15 protein-coding genes are annotated in these 17,143 nt (G+C 50.5%); 4 read left to right on the top strand and 11 right to left on the bottom strand.

Going from position 1 to position 17,143, the window contains the following annotated elements; all coding sequences use genetic code 11:
• Positions 1-34: 34 nt before the first annotated feature.
• The 11 genes from ACJ67_RS09260 to purB all read right to left on the bottom strand — a co-directional run bounded on the left by ACJ67_RS09260 (position 35) and on the right by purB (position 11,948).
• Positions 35-382, bottom strand: a complete 348-nt coding sequence (locus ACJ67_RS09260; protein WP_049638823.1) for a hypothetical protein — start codon at positions 380-382, stop codon at positions 35-37.
• An 89-nt stretch (positions 383-471) separates the two neighbouring features.
• On the bottom strand, positions 472-1,359 hold the full coding sequence (locus ACJ67_RS09255) for a peptidoglycan DD-metalloendopeptidase family protein (protein ID WP_049638822.1): 888 nt from the start codon (positions 1,357-1,359) through the stop codon (positions 472-474).
• The gene (locus tag ACJ67_RS09250) at positions 1,356-2,030 is read right to left on the bottom strand and encodes a protein-L-isoaspartate(D-aspartate) O-methyltransferase (RefSeq protein ID WP_197080595.1); all 675 of its coding nucleotides are present in this window, start codon (positions 2,028-2,030) and stop codon (positions 1,356-1,358) included. The genes ACJ67_RS09255 and ACJ67_RS09250 overlap by 4 nt, the downstream gene beginning before the upstream one ends.
• Before the next feature lie 5 nt (positions 2,031-2,035).
• Positions 2,036-2,785 (bottom strand): 5'/3'-nucleotidase SurE, encoded by a 750-nt coding sequence (gene surE / locus ACJ67_RS09245; RefSeq protein ID WP_049638821.1) that lies wholly within the window; start codon positions 2,783-2,785, stop codon positions 2,036-2,038.
• Positions 2,786-2,870: 85 nt separating this feature from the next.
• Entirely contained in the window at positions 2,871-3,233 is a 363-nt protein-coding gene (locus tag ACJ67_RS09240; RefSeq protein ID WP_049638820.1) for a DUF2069 domain-containing protein, read from the bottom strand.
• The gene (locus tag ACJ67_RS09235) at positions 3,230-3,955 is read right to left on the bottom strand and encodes a HugZ family protein (protein ID WP_049638819.1); all 726 of its coding nucleotides are present in this window, start codon (positions 3,953-3,955) and stop codon (positions 3,230-3,232) included. The genes ACJ67_RS09240 and ACJ67_RS09235 overlap by 4 nt, the downstream gene beginning before the upstream one ends.
• 19 nt (positions 3,956-3,974) lie before the next feature.
• Complete coding sequence (wrbA, locus tag ACJ67_RS09230) at positions 3,975-4,565, bottom strand: NAD(P)H:quinone oxidoreductase (protein WP_049638818.1); 591 nt, start codon at positions 4,563-4,565, stop codon at positions 3,975-3,977.
• Positions 4,562-5,389, bottom strand: a complete 828-nt coding sequence (locus ACJ67_RS09225) for an NYN domain-containing protein (RefSeq protein ID WP_049638817.1) — start codon at positions 5,387-5,389, stop codon at positions 4,562-4,564. The genes wrbA and ACJ67_RS09225 overlap by 4 nt, the downstream gene beginning before the upstream one ends.
• 17 nt (positions 5,390-5,406) lie before the next feature.
• On the bottom strand, positions 5,407-8,697 hold the full coding sequence (locus ACJ67_RS09220; RefSeq protein ID WP_049638816.1) for a translocation/assembly module TamB domain-containing protein: 3,291 nt from the start codon (positions 8,695-8,697) through the stop codon (positions 5,407-5,409).
• Positions 8,697-10,490 carry an autotransporter assembly complex family protein gene (locus ACJ67_RS09215; protein WP_231587138.1) on the bottom strand — a complete coding sequence of 598 codons (1,794 nt, stop codon included), beginning with the start codon at positions 10,488-10,490 and terminating at the stop codon, positions 8,697-8,699. Before ACJ67_RS09215 ends, ACJ67_RS09220 begins: the two co-directional genes overlap by 1 nt.
• 84 nt (positions 10,491-10,574) lie before the next feature.
• On the bottom strand, positions 10,575-11,948 hold the full coding sequence (purB, locus tag ACJ67_RS09210; protein ID WP_049638814.1) for an adenylosuccinate lyase: 1,374 nt from the start codon (positions 11,946-11,948) through the stop codon (positions 10,575-10,577).
• On the opposite strand from purB, the gene ACJ67_RS15120 reads away from it, so the two are divergent.
• The 4 genes from ACJ67_RS15120 to ACJ67_RS09195 all read left to right on the top strand — a co-directional run bounded on the left by ACJ67_RS15120 (position 11,947) and on the right by ACJ67_RS09195 (position 17,142).
• A complete protein-coding gene (locus tag ACJ67_RS15120; protein WP_018986637.1) occupies positions 11,947-12,069 on the top strand; it encodes a hypothetical protein in 123 nt (40 codons plus the stop codon). The two genes, purB and ACJ67_RS15120, sit on opposite strands and share 2 nt — an antisense overlap.
• Positions 12,070-12,138: 69 nt before the next feature.
• On the top strand, positions 12,139-12,813 hold the full coding sequence (locus ACJ67_RS09205) for a transglutaminase-like cysteine peptidase (protein WP_049638813.1): 675 nt from the start codon (positions 12,139-12,141) through the stop codon (positions 12,811-12,813).
• Between the two features lie 118 nt (positions 12,814-12,931).
• Positions 12,932-14,860: an EAL domain-containing protein gene (locus ACJ67_RS09200; protein WP_049638812.1), complete on the top strand. Its 1,929-nt coding sequence runs from the start codon at positions 12,932-12,934 to the stop codon at positions 14,858-14,860.
• Between the two features lie 137 nt (positions 14,861-14,997).
• A complete protein-coding gene (locus tag ACJ67_RS09195; protein WP_049638811.1) occupies positions 14,998-17,142 on the top strand; it encodes a type I secretion system permease/ATPase in 2,145 nt (714 codons plus the stop codon).
• Position 17,143: the final 1 nt, after the last annotated feature.

Here is a 17,143-nt window from a genome sequence, read left to right as displayed (position 1 = left end):
AAGTCAGCCCTGCCCGAGATGGCGGGGTTATTGATTACCAGTGACCGGTAGTGATCAGTTGGTAAACAAAATAAGCACCAAGCAACATCATGGCATAGACCGGCAGGTCACTGGCGGAACGCCGTTGTTGGGTGCTGATATGGGTGATGTAGCGGTGAAACGCAAAAGCGGCCAGTAATCCAATGACAAGCAGGGCAGCATTCAATGGCGAGGCAGTTATCCATTGTAGCCAGTCTGAGGGGCCTTGGTCACTGCCAAAAACATGTACGGCAATACCGATAAAGGCGCAAACCATTAATCCCAAGGTCAGCATTGCCTTCAGAATCTGCCATGGTCCATCCGGACGAATAGTGCGGTTCTTGCTGTAACGATTTGGATCCATACAGCGCTCCTTCAAGCAATGGTAATACGCCTTCGCGTGGATTCCCAAGTGGACTTGCTTCAAATAAGCCCGCCAGGCTGCGGCGGGCATTAGGTATTACTGTTTGCTGCCGGATTGGCAGGTAAATAGGTTGCCGGGTCTACTGGTTTGCCTTTTTGCCTGATCTCGAAATGCAGCATAGCCGGCTTGTTATTTGTAGGCAAAGGCAGGGTTGCCAGTTTTTCGCCAGAGGCTACAAATGACCCTTCCTTGACCAGCGAATTGCCCTGGTGGGCGTAGACTGAAAGCAAATTGCTATTATGCTTGATGATCACTAGCTTGCCATAACCACGCACATCCATGCCGCTATAGATCACTTTGCCAGCGCCTGCTGCAGTGATGGCTTGGCCGGGATTGCCGGTGATATTCAGCCCCTTGTTGGTTTGTGCGTCGAAGCCTGCGCTGACTTTGCCTGGCAATGGCCATTGCCATTGAATGTCGGCGTCTGCAATGGCTTCCAGGTCGCTGGCAACATTCTTTCCAGCATCTGCAGTTGCAGGTGCGGTGCTATTTGGTGCCGTCGTCGGTGCAGCGGCTGTGTCCGCAGATGGGCTGAGCTCTGGGCGTGAGATGGCTGAAGTCACGACTTCAGCATCATCCGTTGCGCTGGCAGTATCGTTGGGTTTGTTATTGGCAGTATTGGTACTACTTGCCTTCAGGTTCAGTACCTGGCCGATATGAATTTCATACGGTGACTGTAACTGGTTAAATTCCGCCAGTTTTGTAAATGGGATGCCAAATTTGCGACCTATGCTATATAGTGTATCGCCTTTTTGCACCAGATACTGGTTTGCTCCCAGGGTCACTGGCGTGGCAGATTTGTTTTCTTGCGAGACTGAGCTGCTGGTGACTGGCGCACGTGGCATGGGCGAGTTGAGTGCGCAGGCTGCGAGTGTACAGGCGGTGCCCCATACCGTAAGCAAAGTGCGTAATCTCATGATAATGCTGTGCCTCCCAATAATGGAACAAACTTGACTGCTTCCAGTGCGGTGTTTTGTATGCCTTGCGCTGTGCGCTCAATCAAATGCAACACTTGTTCTGTCGTGCCGACCGGAATCACCATACGGCCACCAACAGCGAGTTGTTCAACGAGTTCCTGTGGGACATGGCTGGCGGCCGCGGTCACCATGATGGCATCAAACGGGCCATAGTCCTTCAAACCCAGGCTACCATCGGCGTGATCAAGTTTGACATTAGTGCATTTGAGCGTGCGCAAGTGGTTTCTGGCTTTCATGACCAATGGACGTATGCGCTCCAGGGAATAAACTTCTGTGCTGACACGCGACAGTACCGCAGTCTGGTAACCACAGCCAGTGCCTATCTCGAGCACCTTATTTAGAGGCTTGCCGTTACGCAGGATTTGCGTCATTTTGGCCACAATATAAGGTTGCGAAATGGTCTGGCCATAACCAATCGGTAATGAGACGTCCTCATAGGCGCGAATGGATAATGCTTCGTCGACAAAAATATGACGCGGGATATCTGCCATCGCGGCAATGACGACTTCATCCTGTATGCCTTGTTCACGCAGCCGCGCAAGCATGCGCTCACGTGTGCGTGATGAGGTCATGCCTATACCGGTTTTATTGGAAGTTCGTGCGATCGCCATAGGAATTAATTTTTGGCTTGCAGCCATTGTTGCATGGGCGCAATCTGCGAATGCTTGGTCAGGTCTACCTGTATCGGTGAAATGGACACATAGCCTTGTGCCACCGCATGGAAGTCAGTGCCTTCACCACCGTCATTCGGCTGCCCGGCAGCGCCTACCCAGTAGACCGTTTCTCCACGTGGCGTTTGCAGCTGGATAACAGGCTCGGCTTTGTGCCGTTTGCCCAGGCGGGTGATTTGGCGGCCCTTAATCTCCTCAAACGGAACATCAGGCACGTTAATGTTGAGCAAGGTAGGCTCAGTGAACTCACTGTGGTTATATTGTTTGACCAGGTCAACAATGATAAGGGCTGCGGTTTCGAAATGCGTGGGTTGATGCTGCGACATGGAGACCGCAAAAGACGGGATGCCTAACAGGTAACCTTCGGTTGCAGCGGCAACCGTGCCTGAGTAAATAGTGTCATCCCCCATATTCGCGCCATCATTAATGCCACTGATGACCATGTCTGGCATCTCTTGCATCAAGCCAGTCAGAGCAATATGGACGCAATCGGTGGGCGTGCCGTTGACATAGAAAAAACCATTAGCCGCCTGTTTGACGCTTAATGGCCTGTCCAGGGTCAGTGAATTACTGGCGCCGCTGCGGTTACGCTCAGGGGCCACTACCGTAATATCAGCAATTTTACTTAGGTGTGAGGCTAGTATGTTCAGTCCTGGTGCCAGGTAGCCATCATCGTTGGATAACAGAATTCTCATGCGCAATATTATATAAGGTTTACCCGGCTTGTCAGCGCCCGTGCATGAAAGAATTTATTGTAAAGGCACTCTCATCTGCCAGCTCTCAGGCAGCTTGATAACGCTGACCGGTATATTTGGCATACACAATCACGCTGGCAAAAAATACCAAACTGAGTAAGACTTCTGCCATTGCCAGGCCACGTGAAAGGCCGGTCTCTGACCAGCTTCTGACAGCGCCTTCCGTAAAGTAAAACAGAATCAACATGCCCGACCATTGATAGGTGTATCGCTTACCACGCAGTATGCCAAAGACGGGCAGCAAAAGCGGCAGCGTTTTGAGGAACAGCAGGCTACCACCAGGCCTGAGCGGCGCCCAGAATATTTCCCACCCCAGGCATAACACAATCAAGCCGAGCAGGCTGATACTCGCCGCAATGCGGCTGCTGGATAAAAGACGCGGTATCATGATTTGCACGCTTGCGATAAGGCTACCAAGGCTTTGCGGGCATCCATGGCGTTTAATACCGGGTGTTCAAACGAAAACCGCAACAGGCCCTGCGTTTCCTCCCCCTGGTGATATTGCACATCAAAGCCATCTGCATCGAGGCCGATCATTTCGGCATGGTCAGCCGTGACGCCATGCACATGCTGGCAATATTGCAGCAGGCTGTCTTTGTGGTCTTCATTCATGTGGGTCACAATGCCACCCTCTTGTGCAGCCAGCATGCTATCAGCCAGTTCCTCATTCAGCGCGTTGCCTTCAAACCAGCCCATGCGGCCAAATCCTGCAATATAGCGCACATGCTCAATCTGGATGCGGTAGAAATGGAAATCGTGCATATCAAAGTAGCCAGCGGCCTGTGGCAGGTAGCGCAAATAGCGTGCCCGTAAGTCCTCATCCTCTTTGTCGCAATGCACGGCTTCACCCATCAGTGTTAACCGCGCATTGGCCTGCAAATCATCTGCACCAGAAAATACCAGTAACGAAACTTTCGGGTTTTCAAGGATGTTTTTGGTGTGTTCGGCGATGGCGCTGATCAGGATGACTGGCTCTGCTTGCTGGTTACAGACAAATGGCGCCACCGAGCCAAATGGAAAGCCGGGATATTTCATCGAATGGGTCGATAAAATGGCATGGCGGGTGGAGAATAAAAATTGTCGGGCTTCGTGGGCAAGGGCGGCAGACATACTTAAGCTTCCTAAAACGTTATTGCAATTTGAGTGCAGTTTCGGCCAGGCGTTTCCCTAAGGCCAGGCATAACTTCTTCTCATCATCAGAGATCGGCTGATCATCCATGGCGCCACCGATATGACTCGCCCCATAAGGCGTCCCACCGGTTTTGGTGGTGCCAAGCTGTGGCTCGGAGTACGGCAAGCCTACCATCAGCATGCCATGATGCATCAGCGGAATCATCATGGTCACCAACGTCATTTCATTACCGCCATGCAGCGAGCCACTGGAGGTGAATACTGCGGCTGGTTTGCCAATCAGTGCACCTTTGAGCCACAAGCCGGAGGTGCCATCGAGAAAATATTTCATGGGAGCGGCCATATTGCCAAAACGGGTAGGGCTGCCCAGCGCCAGCCCGGCGCATTCCTCAAGGTCACGCAATGAGGCATAAGGGGCGCCAGAGGAAGGAATCTGAGCCTCGGTTGCTTCACAATTAGCCGAGACTTTGGGCACCGTGCGTAGACGGGCATTCGCTCCGGGGATACTTTCAACGCCGCGGGCAATGAGCTGCGCCATTTCTTTGACGGCACCGCCTTGTGAATAATAAAGAATCAGGATGTCTGTCATTTTTTTCGTTTGTCTTTAACGTGCTGCTTTTTTGTATCTAGCTCAAATAAACCGATGGTCTGGATAAGCTCGCTAAACTTGGCATAGCCATAGTTTCTGGAATCAAATGCCGAGTAGTTTTTAATGATATGTTTTTTGACCTCGCTCAAGTTGGCAAAGCTGTCATCATCAGACAACGCTTCAATCGCCGAGCGAATCAGGGAGACCAGTTTTGTGTCCATCGCCAACTGTTGAGAGGTCTTTTTAACCACAGGGCTCAGCGTCACCAGTTCTGGTACAGCGGCCGTGTTTTTGGCAGAACCCTCTGCTTTGTCTACTAAGATTTTATCGCTATTGGTTAATGTAACGGTATCTTCCGCGTCGGTTTTTTTGTCTTGTGAAAGAATCTCGATAAAGACAAACTGGTTACACGCTGCCCGCAGGGATTCAGGCGTTTTAGCTTCACCAAAGCCATACACCCATTTGCCTGACTCGCGGAAACGGATTGCCAGCCGGGTGAAGTCGCTGTCACTTGAAACAATACAGACGCCATCCAGTGGCGCGGTGTAGAGTAAGTCCATGGCGTCAATGATGAGTGCACTGTCGGTCGCATTTTTGCCTTTGGTATTGGCATATTGCTGCATCGGCTGTATCGCGTGTTTGGGCAGTACTTCTTTCCAGCGGCTGAGCTGATGCTGTGTCCAGTCGCCATAAATGCGACGTATGCTGGCATCGCCAAACTTGGAAATTTCTTCAAATAGCGCATCAATAATGGGAATCACGTTAAACGTGTTGTCCGCATCAATCAGGACTGCTAGTCTTGGATTGGTTTTGTCGTTATTCATGCGTATAAAGGGCTTAATTAGTCAAAACTAAATCCATAAAACACATCCAGTGCGTTATCAGAACCCGTTCTGGTCTCGATGGAAATGCGGTTGGTCAGTTGGTAGGTGAGTTTACCAACATTTAGCAGGCCGACAATGCTTTTTTCGTAGCCAATGACCAGATTGCGGTTAATGCGTTTGCCGACACTGACCGCATAGTTGGTCGGGCCCGTGCCGCGTACGTCTATGCTATCGAGGCCAACTGCCTGGGCAATTTTGGTTTGCAAGGAGACAGAATCGCCTTGGGATAATAATGCGCCTGCCGCCACAGATAGCAAGGCCATATCATTGCTGCCGACTTGTGACATGGGTTGCCCCAGGACCAATAGCGAAACCTTGTTTTCATTACTGGTTTCAGGGGTAGAAACCAGTTTGAGTTGTGGCGTTTGCAAACTGCCATTGATTTGTATGCCGACTTTTGTAGACTCTACCTGCCGTGTCGCCAGGATATTCAGGCCAATGTTAGGTAACTTGCCGCTAAAGATCAGTCGGCCGGTTTCAATGTTCAGCGATTGCCCGTAAGCGAGATAAGTGCCGGTGATTTCCAGCGTACCAGCGGCGGCCAGCTCGTTGAGCAAACCATTCAATTGTAATTTCCCGCTGAGTGCGCCATTCAGGCCCTGTCCGCGCAGCATGAATTGCTCTGATTCCTTAAAAGGTAATACCAGTGGCTTGTCCCCAAAATCCACCATAAAGTTTTTGAACAGCAGGGTGGAGGCAGGGGGGGCCTGGCTGGCTTGTGGTGATTCAATCACTACGTCTTCATCCAGTGTAGGCTTATCGGCCTTAGGCAGTTCAAATAGCCCTTTGTGTATTTTGAGGCTGCCGCTAAGTGTGGTTTGTTGGCTGTTCATGCTCAAACTGGTATCGCCACTAAGTTGGACCCAGCGGTCTACCCGAGACAGAGCCTGTAACTTGTTTAATTGCATGGTGCCATCCAGTTGCCAGCGCTCTGGTTGGAGCTTTAAAGTCGCATTGGCCGTTAATTCCCCACTTTTGCCCGCAAAGTGAATCTGGTCAAAGTGTACCTGATCGTCCGTCATCGTGGCATGTACCTGGCCTTGCTCCAGCCACACACCTTGTGATGGAATCTGAAACGATAGAGATTTACCTTGGAGTTCGCCTTGCAATTGTGGACGGGAAAGCGTGCCATTCGCTTGGGCAGTGACTGAAAGTTGGCCCGAGGGCTGAATGTCAGGCAGCAGCTTAGTTAGCCAGCCTAATTGCGGCAGGTTGGCCTTTAGTTGCGCTGTCACAGGGGCTGCTTTTTCGATCACGAGGCCATTAAAGGTGGGTGTGACGACGGTGTTCGCTGAAAACTGCAAATCTAAAGCGCCGCTCGATTGAATGGTGCTTTGCATACTAAGACGGTTATTGTGTGAGCTGATATCAGCCACCAAGGTTTGTATCCCCAGGCCTTGCCAGGCGTTGTTTGTTTGGTCGTAAACCTGCCAGTCACCAGAATTGCGCTGTAAGTGCAGATTGCCATTGAGTTGGCTATCCAATGTCCAGTCCCACTGTGCAGAGAGTCGCAGGTGTTCGGTTGGCAATGGTTCTGTCTGCGCGGGAATAAGCCAATGGATCAGCGCCTGGATTGGGAAGTTGTTCAGTCTGCCTTGTGTTTGTAGCTGCACTTTTTCCGCTGCTTGCTGGGTGACTGGGTTGGCTGGTGTTGCCGGACGGTAACGCCATTGTGACAGCTGCAATTGACCGTCGCCAACATGCAGGTCGAGGTCTTGCAATTGAAAGCCTGACTCACTTTGCCAGCGCATGGAGGCTGACTTTGCCAGCTGGAAAATCTTGGCATCGGCATCCTGCAATTGCGTGAGCTGGCCTTGCCACAGGGCATTTTGCCAGCTGCCGTTCACTGCCAGTAGCAGGTTTCTATGCAATATGGGATCAGCGTCGCGTATGTTTAGCCTCAGTTGGTGTTGCGCCAGGGTGCCGCTGAGGTTTATTTCGGCGTCAATCGGCGGACTGGCTATGCCTTGTGCATCCTGTTGGGATAATTCTTTGAGTGTGACGTGATTTTCAATAGAGGATTGCGCCTGGCTGGAAGCCTGTCCATGTGCTTCAAAGCCAGTCAGGCTAAGCGCATTCGGCAATTGCAGCTGTTGGCCAGACACTTTGTAACTTGTTTTAAAACCGTCATCCGCTTGCACAATCTCACCACGGCCTTTGACCTGTCCGGCAAAGCCTGGCATCAGTTGCGTCAGGTCGAGCAGGTCAGCTTGCCAGGCCAGGCGGGGTTCTCGCGGCTTGCTTGATGGCGAGGTATGGATCGTAAGCGTATTTTTATCCAGTTGTGCCAAAAGGTCGAGTTGCATTAACTGCCCACCCTGCAATGCGGCCTGGCCGCGAATCATCAATGGTTGTGCTTGCAGGCGGCTATTGCCCGCATCTACCTTGACCATGATCTGGCCTTGCTCGGTCAGGTTGCCGTCTGCCACGATGTTTAAATCCATTTGGCCAGCCAATTGCGGATGGATATGCCTGGCTTGCAATTGCTTGAGATGAAACTGGAAATGGCTGGTGCGGTGTTCATCCAGCCCGATGGACGCGCTCAGTTCAACTATATCGGTATTTTGTTGATTGGCCGGGATGATTGCAAACGGTCGCGTTTGCGGCTGGTAGTGATGATTAGCCGTCAGGTTGACACGCGTGAAATCACCACTGAGATTTGCGCGTAAGTGATAAGGCAATGATCCCACTGCCTGCTGGATATCCATCCAGCCATTCAAAGAGAAGGGAGCCTTGTTTTGCATCTGGAAATGCGTACTGATCTTGCCCCATGGGCTATCTGCGTTGCCAATACGGAATTGCATGGCGTCTGGTTCGGCATCCAGGTCAAATTGGATGTGGGTAATATCTGTCGTTTCTTCGCCCTGAATGATGGTCAGTCGTTCAATGTGCCCCGACAGTAAATGAAAGGGCAGTGGAATGTGAATATGCTGCGGCAATTGTTTCTGGCCTGTGCTGGGAACAGAAGGCGGCACTTCTGCCGCAGGTTTAAAGCGTAGTGTGACCTGCCTGGCTGAAAACTGGGTGACATTCAGCTCACCCTTTGGCGTCACTCCCAGTTTCATATGCGAGTCTATGCCGTCCACTTTGATTGTTGCGTTGCCGAGGTCGGTTTCAAACTCTTTGAGGCTGGTGACCAATAGCACATTAGCCGCCCAAACGATCTGTGGTGTGATTACCAGTGATAGGCAAAGCACGGTGGTCAGCATTAGTCGACATAAGTAATTGAGCCCAGGCATGCGCAACATCAGAAATTCACTCCCAGGTTAAAATGCAAACGGTATTCCCCGGTTTCCTGTCCGTGTGCAATATCCACGCCAACCGGCCCAATCGGGCTGCGCCAGCGCGCGCCCAAGCCATACCCCAGCACAGGGTCATAATCTTTCCAGCTGTTAGCGGCATTCCCAAAATCGACAAACAGCGCAGCTCCCCACGAGGACGTTAGCCATTGCACCACTTCTGTGCTGCCCGTTAGCAATACGCGTCCACCCACAATTGCGTCAGCCTCTTTGACGCCTAACGACTGAAATGCATAGCCTCGTACAGACTGGTCGCCGCCCGCGCGAAACAGATAAGTGGCCGGGACACTGCGTGCGCCAGTCACCGTGCCCACTTCAATGCGGCCCAGCCACTGGGTTGATTGTGTTAACGGGTAAAACGCCTGCAACCTCGCCTGAGATTGCAGGAAGCGGCCATCAGACAACCGGTCCAAAGGTGCCAGTTGAAACTGGGTATTTAATATCCAGCCTTTGGTGGGAGCGAGTGGATGATCCAGTCTGCGCATATTTAAACCGTAGGCCAGCGTCGCTGCTTTGTTGAATTGGGAAGCGTCCCCATCCACCGTCAGGAACTCATACAGCAGGTTTGCTCCTACATATTGCTCAAAAATATTGGGCTGACCCCAATAACGGCGTACCCCATTTTGTAAGGCGGTTGTGGTTTGCCCTTCAAGGTCTGTGCGGATGACGCTGTTCTGGATGCTGTCACGGAAGCCTTTTTCGTCAGTTAAAAAAGTGATGTTTGAGGTGGCGGCTTGCAGGCGTTGTTCCAGCCTGAGGCTGCTGTCCCATAGCAGGCCACGGTTAAACAGGTTGCGGTCTGTGTAGTTAAAGACAATGCGTGCGCCGGTGTTGGTGCTGGCGCCTACACCGATACGCACCGTGTTTTGTTCCAGTTCGTTCACTGTCACATCCACATCGGCCGTATGGTCAGCATTCAAAGAGTCTGTCTTGGCTGAAACTTCCACAGAGCGGAATTTGCCCGTGCTCATAAAACTATTTTGCAAAGTGAGTAAATCGGCCTGGCGATAGGGTGTGTCTGTTTTAATGGTGTTCAATGGGCGAACCATAGATTCCTTGTAATGCTGCAGTCCATGAATCCGGACTTGTCCAAAGCGGACTGCGGGGCCGGAATCTACGGCCAGCTGGATAAAGACTGCTTGCGTTTGCGGATTGACCAGCGCTTGCGAGCGTGTGATTTTTGCATTGGGGAATTCTGCCCGCAGCAAGCTCCCGAGCAGTTCTTTTTTTGCCGAGCTCCACGCGGATTGCGTGAACACACTATTCACTGGCAGCGGCCAGCTTTTTTGTGCGGTTTCCAGTGTGCTTTGATGCTTAGTTTGCTGTATTTCACCTGTGATCGCCACGTCTACTGTGCTCACTTTCGCTTGCTGGGGCAAGATAAGGCGAAACTCTGCGACTTGGGCAGCAGGTTGATAAACCGTTGTTTTGGCTTTGAAATAGCCTTCTGTCGCCAGTAAATCGGCAATTTCCTGCGGGGTTTTTTGTATCAAACGCCGCCATTCACTCTCGTTCATGCGCGGATTTTGCATCGCTTCATGGATGCTCAGGTGTTTTTGTAACAGTTCACGCAGAGTTGATTGTTGATCGGATGGAATGTCGGTGGTGAGCAAGAAGCGGGTTTGATAGCTGTCACCCGGCTTGACCTCAAACCAGGCGCTTTCTTGCGCCTGGCCGTTGATGGAAAAACATGCCAGAAAGAGTGAAAGTAACAGCCAGCATCTAGACGTGGCGCAGAACAAGCGGCAAAAAATGTTTCTTGCGACTTGTTCTAAACCCGGATATTGAGGAAGGAAGACAAAATCACTGGTCAACGGAACATCAGTTTAGATATGTTTAACCAGTTGACTAGCCTTGCCGGTATAAGTTGCAGGCGTCAGTGCCAACAATGCCTGCTTGGCTTCAGCCGGAATTTGCAGGGTCTCAATAAAAGCATGCAGCGATTGCTTGTTAATGCCGCCCTTGCCACGCGTCAATTCTTTTAACTGCTCGTAAGGGTTTTCAATGCCATACCGACGCATCACAGTCTGGATTGGTTCTGCGAGGACCTCCCAGCTGTTGTCCAGGTCTTCGAGCAGGCGTTGCGGATTGACTTCTAGCTTGTTCAAACCACGCAGGCAGGAATCATAACCAAGCAAGGTGTAACCAAACGCAACACCCATATTGCGCAATACCGTGGAGTCGGTGAGGTCGCGTTGCCAGCGTGAAATCGGCAACTTTTCAGCCAGGTGACGCAAGACAGCATTCGCCAGGCCGAGGTTACCCTCTGAGTTTTCAAAGTCTATCGGGTTGACCTTGTGTGGCATGGTCGAAGAGCCGATTTCACCCGCTTTGACTTTCTGCTTGAAGTAGCCCACAGAAATATAACCCCAGATATCACGGTTGAGGTCGATCAGAATAGTATTGATGCGTGCCAAGGTGTCATACAGTTCAGCCATGTAATCGTGTGGCTCAATCTGGATGGTCATAGGGTTGTAGGTCAATCCCAGGGATTCGACAAAACGTTTGGCAAAGCTTTCCCAGTCGAACTCAGGGTAGGCAGACAAGTGTGCGTTAAAGTTGCCTACTGCACCGTTGATTTTGCCTAACACTTCATTGGCTTGCAATTGTTTGAACTGGCGTTGCAGCCGGTAGACCACATTGGCCAGCTCCTTACCCATGGTGGTGGGGCTGGCTGTTTGACCGTGCGTGCGGGACAGCATCGGCTGGTCTGCCAAGGCGTTAGCCAGTTCAGTCAGTCGTGCATGCACCGCTTGCAGGTTAGGCAGCATGACACTGTCACGCGCCGATTTAAGCATCAGCGCATGTGACAGGTTGTTAATATCTTCTGAGGTACAGGCAAAGTGAATAAACTCACTGGCCTTTTTGATTTCAGGATTACCATCAAATTTCTCTTTGAGCCAGTATTCGAGTGCCTTGACGTCGTGATTGGTACGCGCTTCAATGGCTTTGACCTGCGTCGCGTCTGCTTCACTAAAGGCTGCAATGGCGGCGTCCAGTTCGGCGATTGTTTCTGCACTAAATGGCGCGATTTCGGCCAGTTCGGGGGCTGCGCTGAGTGCTTTTAACCATGACACTTCAACCAAGGCTCTGTATTTAATCAGCGCATATTCACTGAAAAACGGACGCAAAGGGTCGAGTTTGGATTGATAACGGCCATCCAGCGGGGACAGCGCATTGAGCGTGGTGAGAGACGTCATGAGTAAAAAGCTTATTGATTCAAAAGCCGATATTTTACCCAATCCGCATCCGCTTGTCTTTGCTGAATATCGTTTGCCGTCTGTGAGAGATGGCGCAAAGCAGACGGAATTTGTCGATTAAAACCGCTTTGTTTGGTAAATTGTGCTTGATTTTGCCATGACATAATCGCTCACTGAGAATACATTTCACATGAGACGCCACGTACATTCATCTTTGGTTCGACTGCTGACAGGCTTGTGCCTGGCGTTGAGTTTGCTATGGACGCCGACCCTGGCGGATGATTATGTGCTGGCAATGCTGGAAAAAATCCGGGCACGCTATGGCGAAGAGGCCTACCAGAATGTCATGCGACTCAATGAGTTATTTGCCCAGATTTCAGGGGCCAGCGAAATGACCAAGGTCGCTATGGTGAATGACTTCACCAACCAGCACGTATTGTTTGTTGATGATTTTAACCTGTGGGGGATGGAAGATTATTGGGCCAGCCCGCTGGAAACGTTTGGTAAAGGCGCTGGAGACTGTGAGGACTTTAGTATCGCTAAATATACCCTGCTGAAGAAACTAGGTGTGTCACAAGACAAGTTGCGCTTGACCTATGTCCGTGCGCGCATGCCTAGCGGTGCTATTCGCCCTCATATGGTATTGACTTATTACGCCTCGCCCACGAGTGACCCGCTGGTACTCGATAATCTTAATTTTGAATTATTGCCTGCTTCCAGGCGTGGAGATTTGGCTCCGGTCTTCAGTTTTAATGATAAAGGGTTGTTCGTGGCCAATAACCCGAATATGCGTGCAGGTTCTCCTTCCAATATTTCCAAATGGCGGGACGTATTGACACGTATGCGACAGGATGGGCTGGAATGATTAAAAACCTGTTAGGGCTGTGGTTATTATGGGGGCTTAGTGCTAGGCTAGTAAACAACACCTGTGCTGATGCCGGGTGGTTGGCCGGTTTACCCCAGGAAAGTAAGAGGGCTTTCAAATGTCTTTGGTAAAACAAATACGAATTGCGATTTCTGTCATTATTTTAATGGTTGCGGCGGGATGTTTGTTCTTAAGCGTATACGATGACCATCGATTTATGGCTGAACAGTTGCAAAAGAAAAATAATGATAATGCGAATGGCCTGGCAATTACGCTTTCAAATATCCAAAAAGACAACGTGACAGTGGAGCTGATTGTCAGTGCCCAATTCGATATGGGGCACTATCGCCGTATCGCGATCATTTCTCCCGACAACAAGACCATGATAGAGCGGGTCAATCAAAATCCGCATTCTGTTGCGCCACGTTGGTTCCAGTCTGTATTTCCCATCAGCATTCAGCCAGGCATTGCCAATATCCAGTCCGGCTGGCAACAGTATGGTACTTTAGTGCTAGAGAGCGAACCCTCGCTGGCTTATGACCAGTTGTGGGAGACTTCGCGACATGCTGTTTTGTGGACACTGGTCGTCGCCTTTTTAAGTTATGTGGTTTCGGGCTTTTGGCTGAAGAGAATTCTCAAACCACTGGATGATGTCATTGCGCAAGCCGAGGCATTGGGCGAACGTAAATACATCACGATTGAAGAGCCGGCAACTGAGGAGTTCCAGAAGTTGGTGCGTACCATGAATACGCTGTCCGATCGTGTCAAATCCATGGTCACGGCGGAATCCGAGCGCCTGAATACCTTTAACCAGCAAATCAACTATGATGAAGTCACTGGGTTGATGAACCAGTCGCATTTTACCAATACCGCTTCAGTTGCCCTTAAAAATGATGGTTTTGTTGAGGGCATGTTGATATTGGTTCAACTGCGTAATCTGCCTGAGATCGACAAGCAGTTGGGCTATAGTGTGACCAACCAGTTAATTAAGAAAGTAGGTGATGCCGTTCAACAGCAGATGGTGCATTACCAGGATGTGGTTTGCGGGCGTCTTTCGGGAGGTGTTTTCGGTATTTTCAGCCGTCAGCCGCTGGATGATTTTGCCGTGACAACGGAGTTAAAGCTGGTGCTGGAAAAATTGAACGCGGCACAACAGTTGTTACAGTTTCAGTTTGTGCTCGCGCATACTAAAACCAAAAAAGGCGATGATTTTGTTGATGTGCATCGTGTGATGCAGTTTATTCTGGACTTGGCTGAAGACCAGGCGGCTGTGCCTATGCGCTTGATGAATGCCAACAGTATCGTCACCTCGAGGAAAAATTACCTCAATCAATGGAAAGAACAATTCCTGCTGGCGATTGAACTCAAACAGATCAAGCTGGCGTGTTTCCCGGTGATGCAGCGAGATCAGCATTTGTACCACTACGAGTGCCCATTGCGCCTGCGTATTGATGAAGGAGATCAGTGGCTGGCAGCTGGCGCATTTATTGATTGGGCCAGCCAACTCGATATGATCCAAACGCTGGATGGCCTGGCACTGGAGTATGCGGTAGACATGCTGACGAAAAATAATGCCGGCCTCAGTGTCAATGTATCGGCCGCCGCCATGCGAAGTGATGAATACAAGGACAAACTGCAAGCCTTGATTCTGACAGTTAAACAGCCGTCCCGCCTGAGCTTTGAAGTGACCGAAGAAGCAGCGTTTAGTGACTTTATAAGGTTTAGGGAGTTCGTCCACCTGGTGAAATCGCTGGGATGCATGATGGGCGTGGAACATGTCGTGACCCGCTTGGCGCAACTGGGCGATTTGCATGAGCTTGGGCTGGATTACATCAAGTTTGATGCGTCGCTGATTCGCGACATCCATTTAAGGCCGCAGCAGCAGTCCTTGATGCGTGGTTTGTGCATGATGGTACGCACCATGGGGATTGTGCCAATCGCAGAGGGCGTTCAGGATCAGCAAGAGCTTGATAGTTTAAACGCGGTGGGCATAGAAGCGGTGACCGGGCCTTTTGTGCAGGAGGATCTACAGTTCGGGGTGCTGTGAGACTGTCAATTTTTGTAATTCGGGGGTGTTATGCCATATACTCGTCGTTTTGATCTTGCCTGACCCTCCCTACAATCAATAGTCGGTCAATCAGAAAATGATTTTGCTCGGATAAGGATAATAACAAGTCAGCTACCATGGAAACGACGCAATTTTTTAATAAAACCGAGAAAGACACTCTGCTGGAGTGCCTGCTTTATATTTGCCGCCACAATCGCCTGGCGACGACACGGGATGCCTTGACTTCTGGCCTGCCGCTGGAAAATGGCAAACTTAACCCCGAATTATTTAAACGCTCAGCCGAACGATTGCGGCTGGATGTCAGCGTCAAACAGGAAGCCATTCCCGCATTGCTGCAGCCGCAGGCTGATATCACACTGTTACTCAATCACAATCGAGCCTGCCAATTGCTCAAAGTGGATGATAGCCAGCATTTCGCACAAGTCGTATTTCCAGATCTGTCTCCTGAACCACTGACCATGAGCCTGGCTGATCTGGCAGCGGAATACACCGGGTATGCCTTGGTCACCAAGCAGAACTTTATTTTTGACGCACGCACGCCAGAAGTCGGCAGAGTGAAAGTTAGGCACTGGTTTTGGGGGACGCTGGCCGAGAATAAAGGCATTTACCGCGACGTGATGGTTGCGGCTTTCCTGATTAACTTATTTGCGCTCGCTATGCCGCTGTTTACCATGAACGTGTATGACCGCGTCGTACCAAACAAGGCGGTAGAGACATTATGGGTGCTTGGGATTGGGGTTGGCCTGATCGTACTGGGGGATTTGTTGCTGCGTTCTATGCGCGCCTATTTCCTGGATTGGGCCAGTGCCCGCATCGATGTAAAACTTAGCTCGCAAATCATGGAAAAGGTACTTGGCACGCGGTACGAAGCGAAGCCTACCTCTGTCGGATCGTTTGCTTCTAATTTGCGTTCATTTGAAAGCGTGCGGGATTTCATCACATCGGCCACGGTGGTCACGCTGATTGATTTACCTTTTGGCATTATCTTTCTCATCGTGATTGCCTGGATCAGTCCTTATATGGTCTTGCCAGCTTTGGTAGGAGGGACCATCGTTCTGGTTTATTCATTAAGCGTGCAAACCAAAATGCACGATTTATCTGAAACCATGTACCGTGCAAGTGCCCAGCGCAATGCCGCCCTGATTGAAAGCCTGGTTGGACTGGAAACCGTCAAATCCATGGGTGTCGAAGGGCAGATGCAGGGAAAATGGGAAAAAAGTGCGCTCTTCTTATCTGAAGTCGGCAGCAAACTCAAATTGTTGTCTTCTTCAATCACTAACGGTTCTTATGCCTTACAGCAAATCATCAGTGTGGCCATCATCATCCTTGGTGTCTACCTGATTTCTAATGGTGATTTGACCATGGGCGGACTGATTGCCTGCTCACAATTGACAAGCCGCGCATTGGCGCCCATCTCTCAAATTGCCAGTTTGTTTACGCAATACCATACCGCCGCTACTTCTTTAAAATCTCTTGAAGATATTATGAGTAAGCCAGTAGAGCGTAGCAAAGAGGTCAGTTTTCTATCGAGGCCCGCATTTAAAGGCGAAATTGAGTTTAAAAATGTTTCCTTTAAATATCCCGGTTCAGATGAGCTGGCGCTAAATCGTATTTCTTTCAGGATTCGTCCTGGAGAGCATGTTGGTTTGATTGGCCGTATGGGTTCCGGTAAAACCACGATCAACAAGTTGATTTTGGGGCTTTACCAGCCAACCGAAGGCGCGATCTTGATTGATGGCATCGATGCACGACAGATTGACCCGGCAGAATTGCGCCGCTGTATTGGTTATGTCCAGCAGGATAATCATCTGTTTTACGGTACGCTGCGCGACAATATTACCTTGCGTCATCAGCATGCCGATGACCAGGCTGTTCTGCAAGCTGCACAAGTCGGCGGTATTGCAGAATTTGTGAATACACATCCTAAGGGTTTTGACCTGGAAGTGGGGGAGCGTGGCGATACACTCTCTGGCGGTCAGCGTCAGGGTGTTGGTATTGCCAGAGCATTTGTCACCAGACCGCAAATCGTGTTACTGGATGAACCCACTAGTGCCATGGATCACTCTGGTGAAGAAACCGTGAAGCGTAACATTGCTGAAGCTGCTGCAGGCAAAACACTGATTGTCATCAGTCACCGCAATGCCATGCTGGAGCTGGCGGAACGCTTGATTGTGATTGATTCTGGCCAGATTGTGGCTGACGGTAATAAAGAAGATGTGACCGCCGCATTGCGTGCAGGCAAAGTGGGTAAGGCTAGATAAG

Source organism: Methylophilus sp. TWE2, from assembly GCF_001183865.1.
In the GTDB taxonomy this organism is placed as follows: domain Bacteria; phylum Pseudomonadota; class Gammaproteobacteria; order Burkholderiales; family Methylophilaceae; genus Methylophilus.
The sequence above is the reverse complement of the archived record's forward strand: the minus strand, read 5'-3'. Positions and strand labels throughout refer to the sequence as shown.

Coding starts and splice junctions, on each gene's coding strand:
- ACJ67_RS09255 (WP_049638822.1), bottom strand. CDS start 1,359: ATGAGATTACGCACTTTGCTTACGGTATGGGGCACCGCCTGTACACTC.
- ACJ67_RS09200 (WP_049638812.1), top strand. CDS start 12,932: ATGTCTTTGGTAAAACAAATACGAATTGCGATTTCTGTCATTATTTTA.
- purB (WP_049638814.1), bottom strand. CDS start 11,948: ATGACGTCTCTCACCACGCTCAATGCGCTGTCCCCGCTGGATGGCCGT.
- ACJ67_RS09235 (WP_049638819.1), bottom strand. CDS start 3,955: ATGTCTGCCGCCCTTGCCCACGAAGCCCGACAATTTTTATTCTCCACC.
- ACJ67_RS09195 (WP_049638811.1), top strand. CDS start 14,998: ATGGAAACGACGCAATTTTTTAATAAAACCGAGAAAGACACTCTGCTG.
- ACJ67_RS09225 (WP_049638817.1), bottom strand. CDS start 5,389: ATGAATAACGACAAAACCAATCCAAGACTAGCAGTCCTGATTGATGCG.
- ACJ67_RS09220 (WP_049638816.1), bottom strand. CDS start 8,697: ATGTTGCGCATGCCTGGGCTCAATTACTTATGTCGACTAATGCTGACC.
- surE (WP_049638821.1), bottom strand. CDS start 2,785: ATGAGAATTCTGTTATCCAACGATGATGGCTACCTGGCACCAGGACTG.
- ACJ67_RS15120 (WP_018986637.1), top strand. CDS start 11,947: ATGAGTAAAAAGCTTATTGATTCAAAAGCCGATATTTTACCCAATCCG.
- ACJ67_RS09260 (WP_049638823.1), bottom strand. CDS start 382: ATGGATCCAAATCGTTACAGCAAGAACCGCACTATTCGTCCGGATGGA.
- wrbA (WP_049638818.1), bottom strand. CDS start 4,565: ATGACAGACATCCTGATTCTTTATTATTCACAAGGCGGTGCCGTCAAA.
- ACJ67_RS09240 (WP_049638820.1), bottom strand. CDS start 3,233: ATGATACCGCGTCTTTTATCCAGCAGCCGCATTGCGGCGAGTATCAGC.
- ACJ67_RS09205 (WP_049638813.1), top strand. CDS start 12,139: ATGAGACGCCACGTACATTCATCTTTGGTTCGACTGCTGACAGGCTTG.
- ACJ67_RS09250 (WP_197080595.1), bottom strand. CDS start 2,030: ATGGCGATCGCACGAACTTCCAATAAAACCGGTATAGGCATGACCTCA.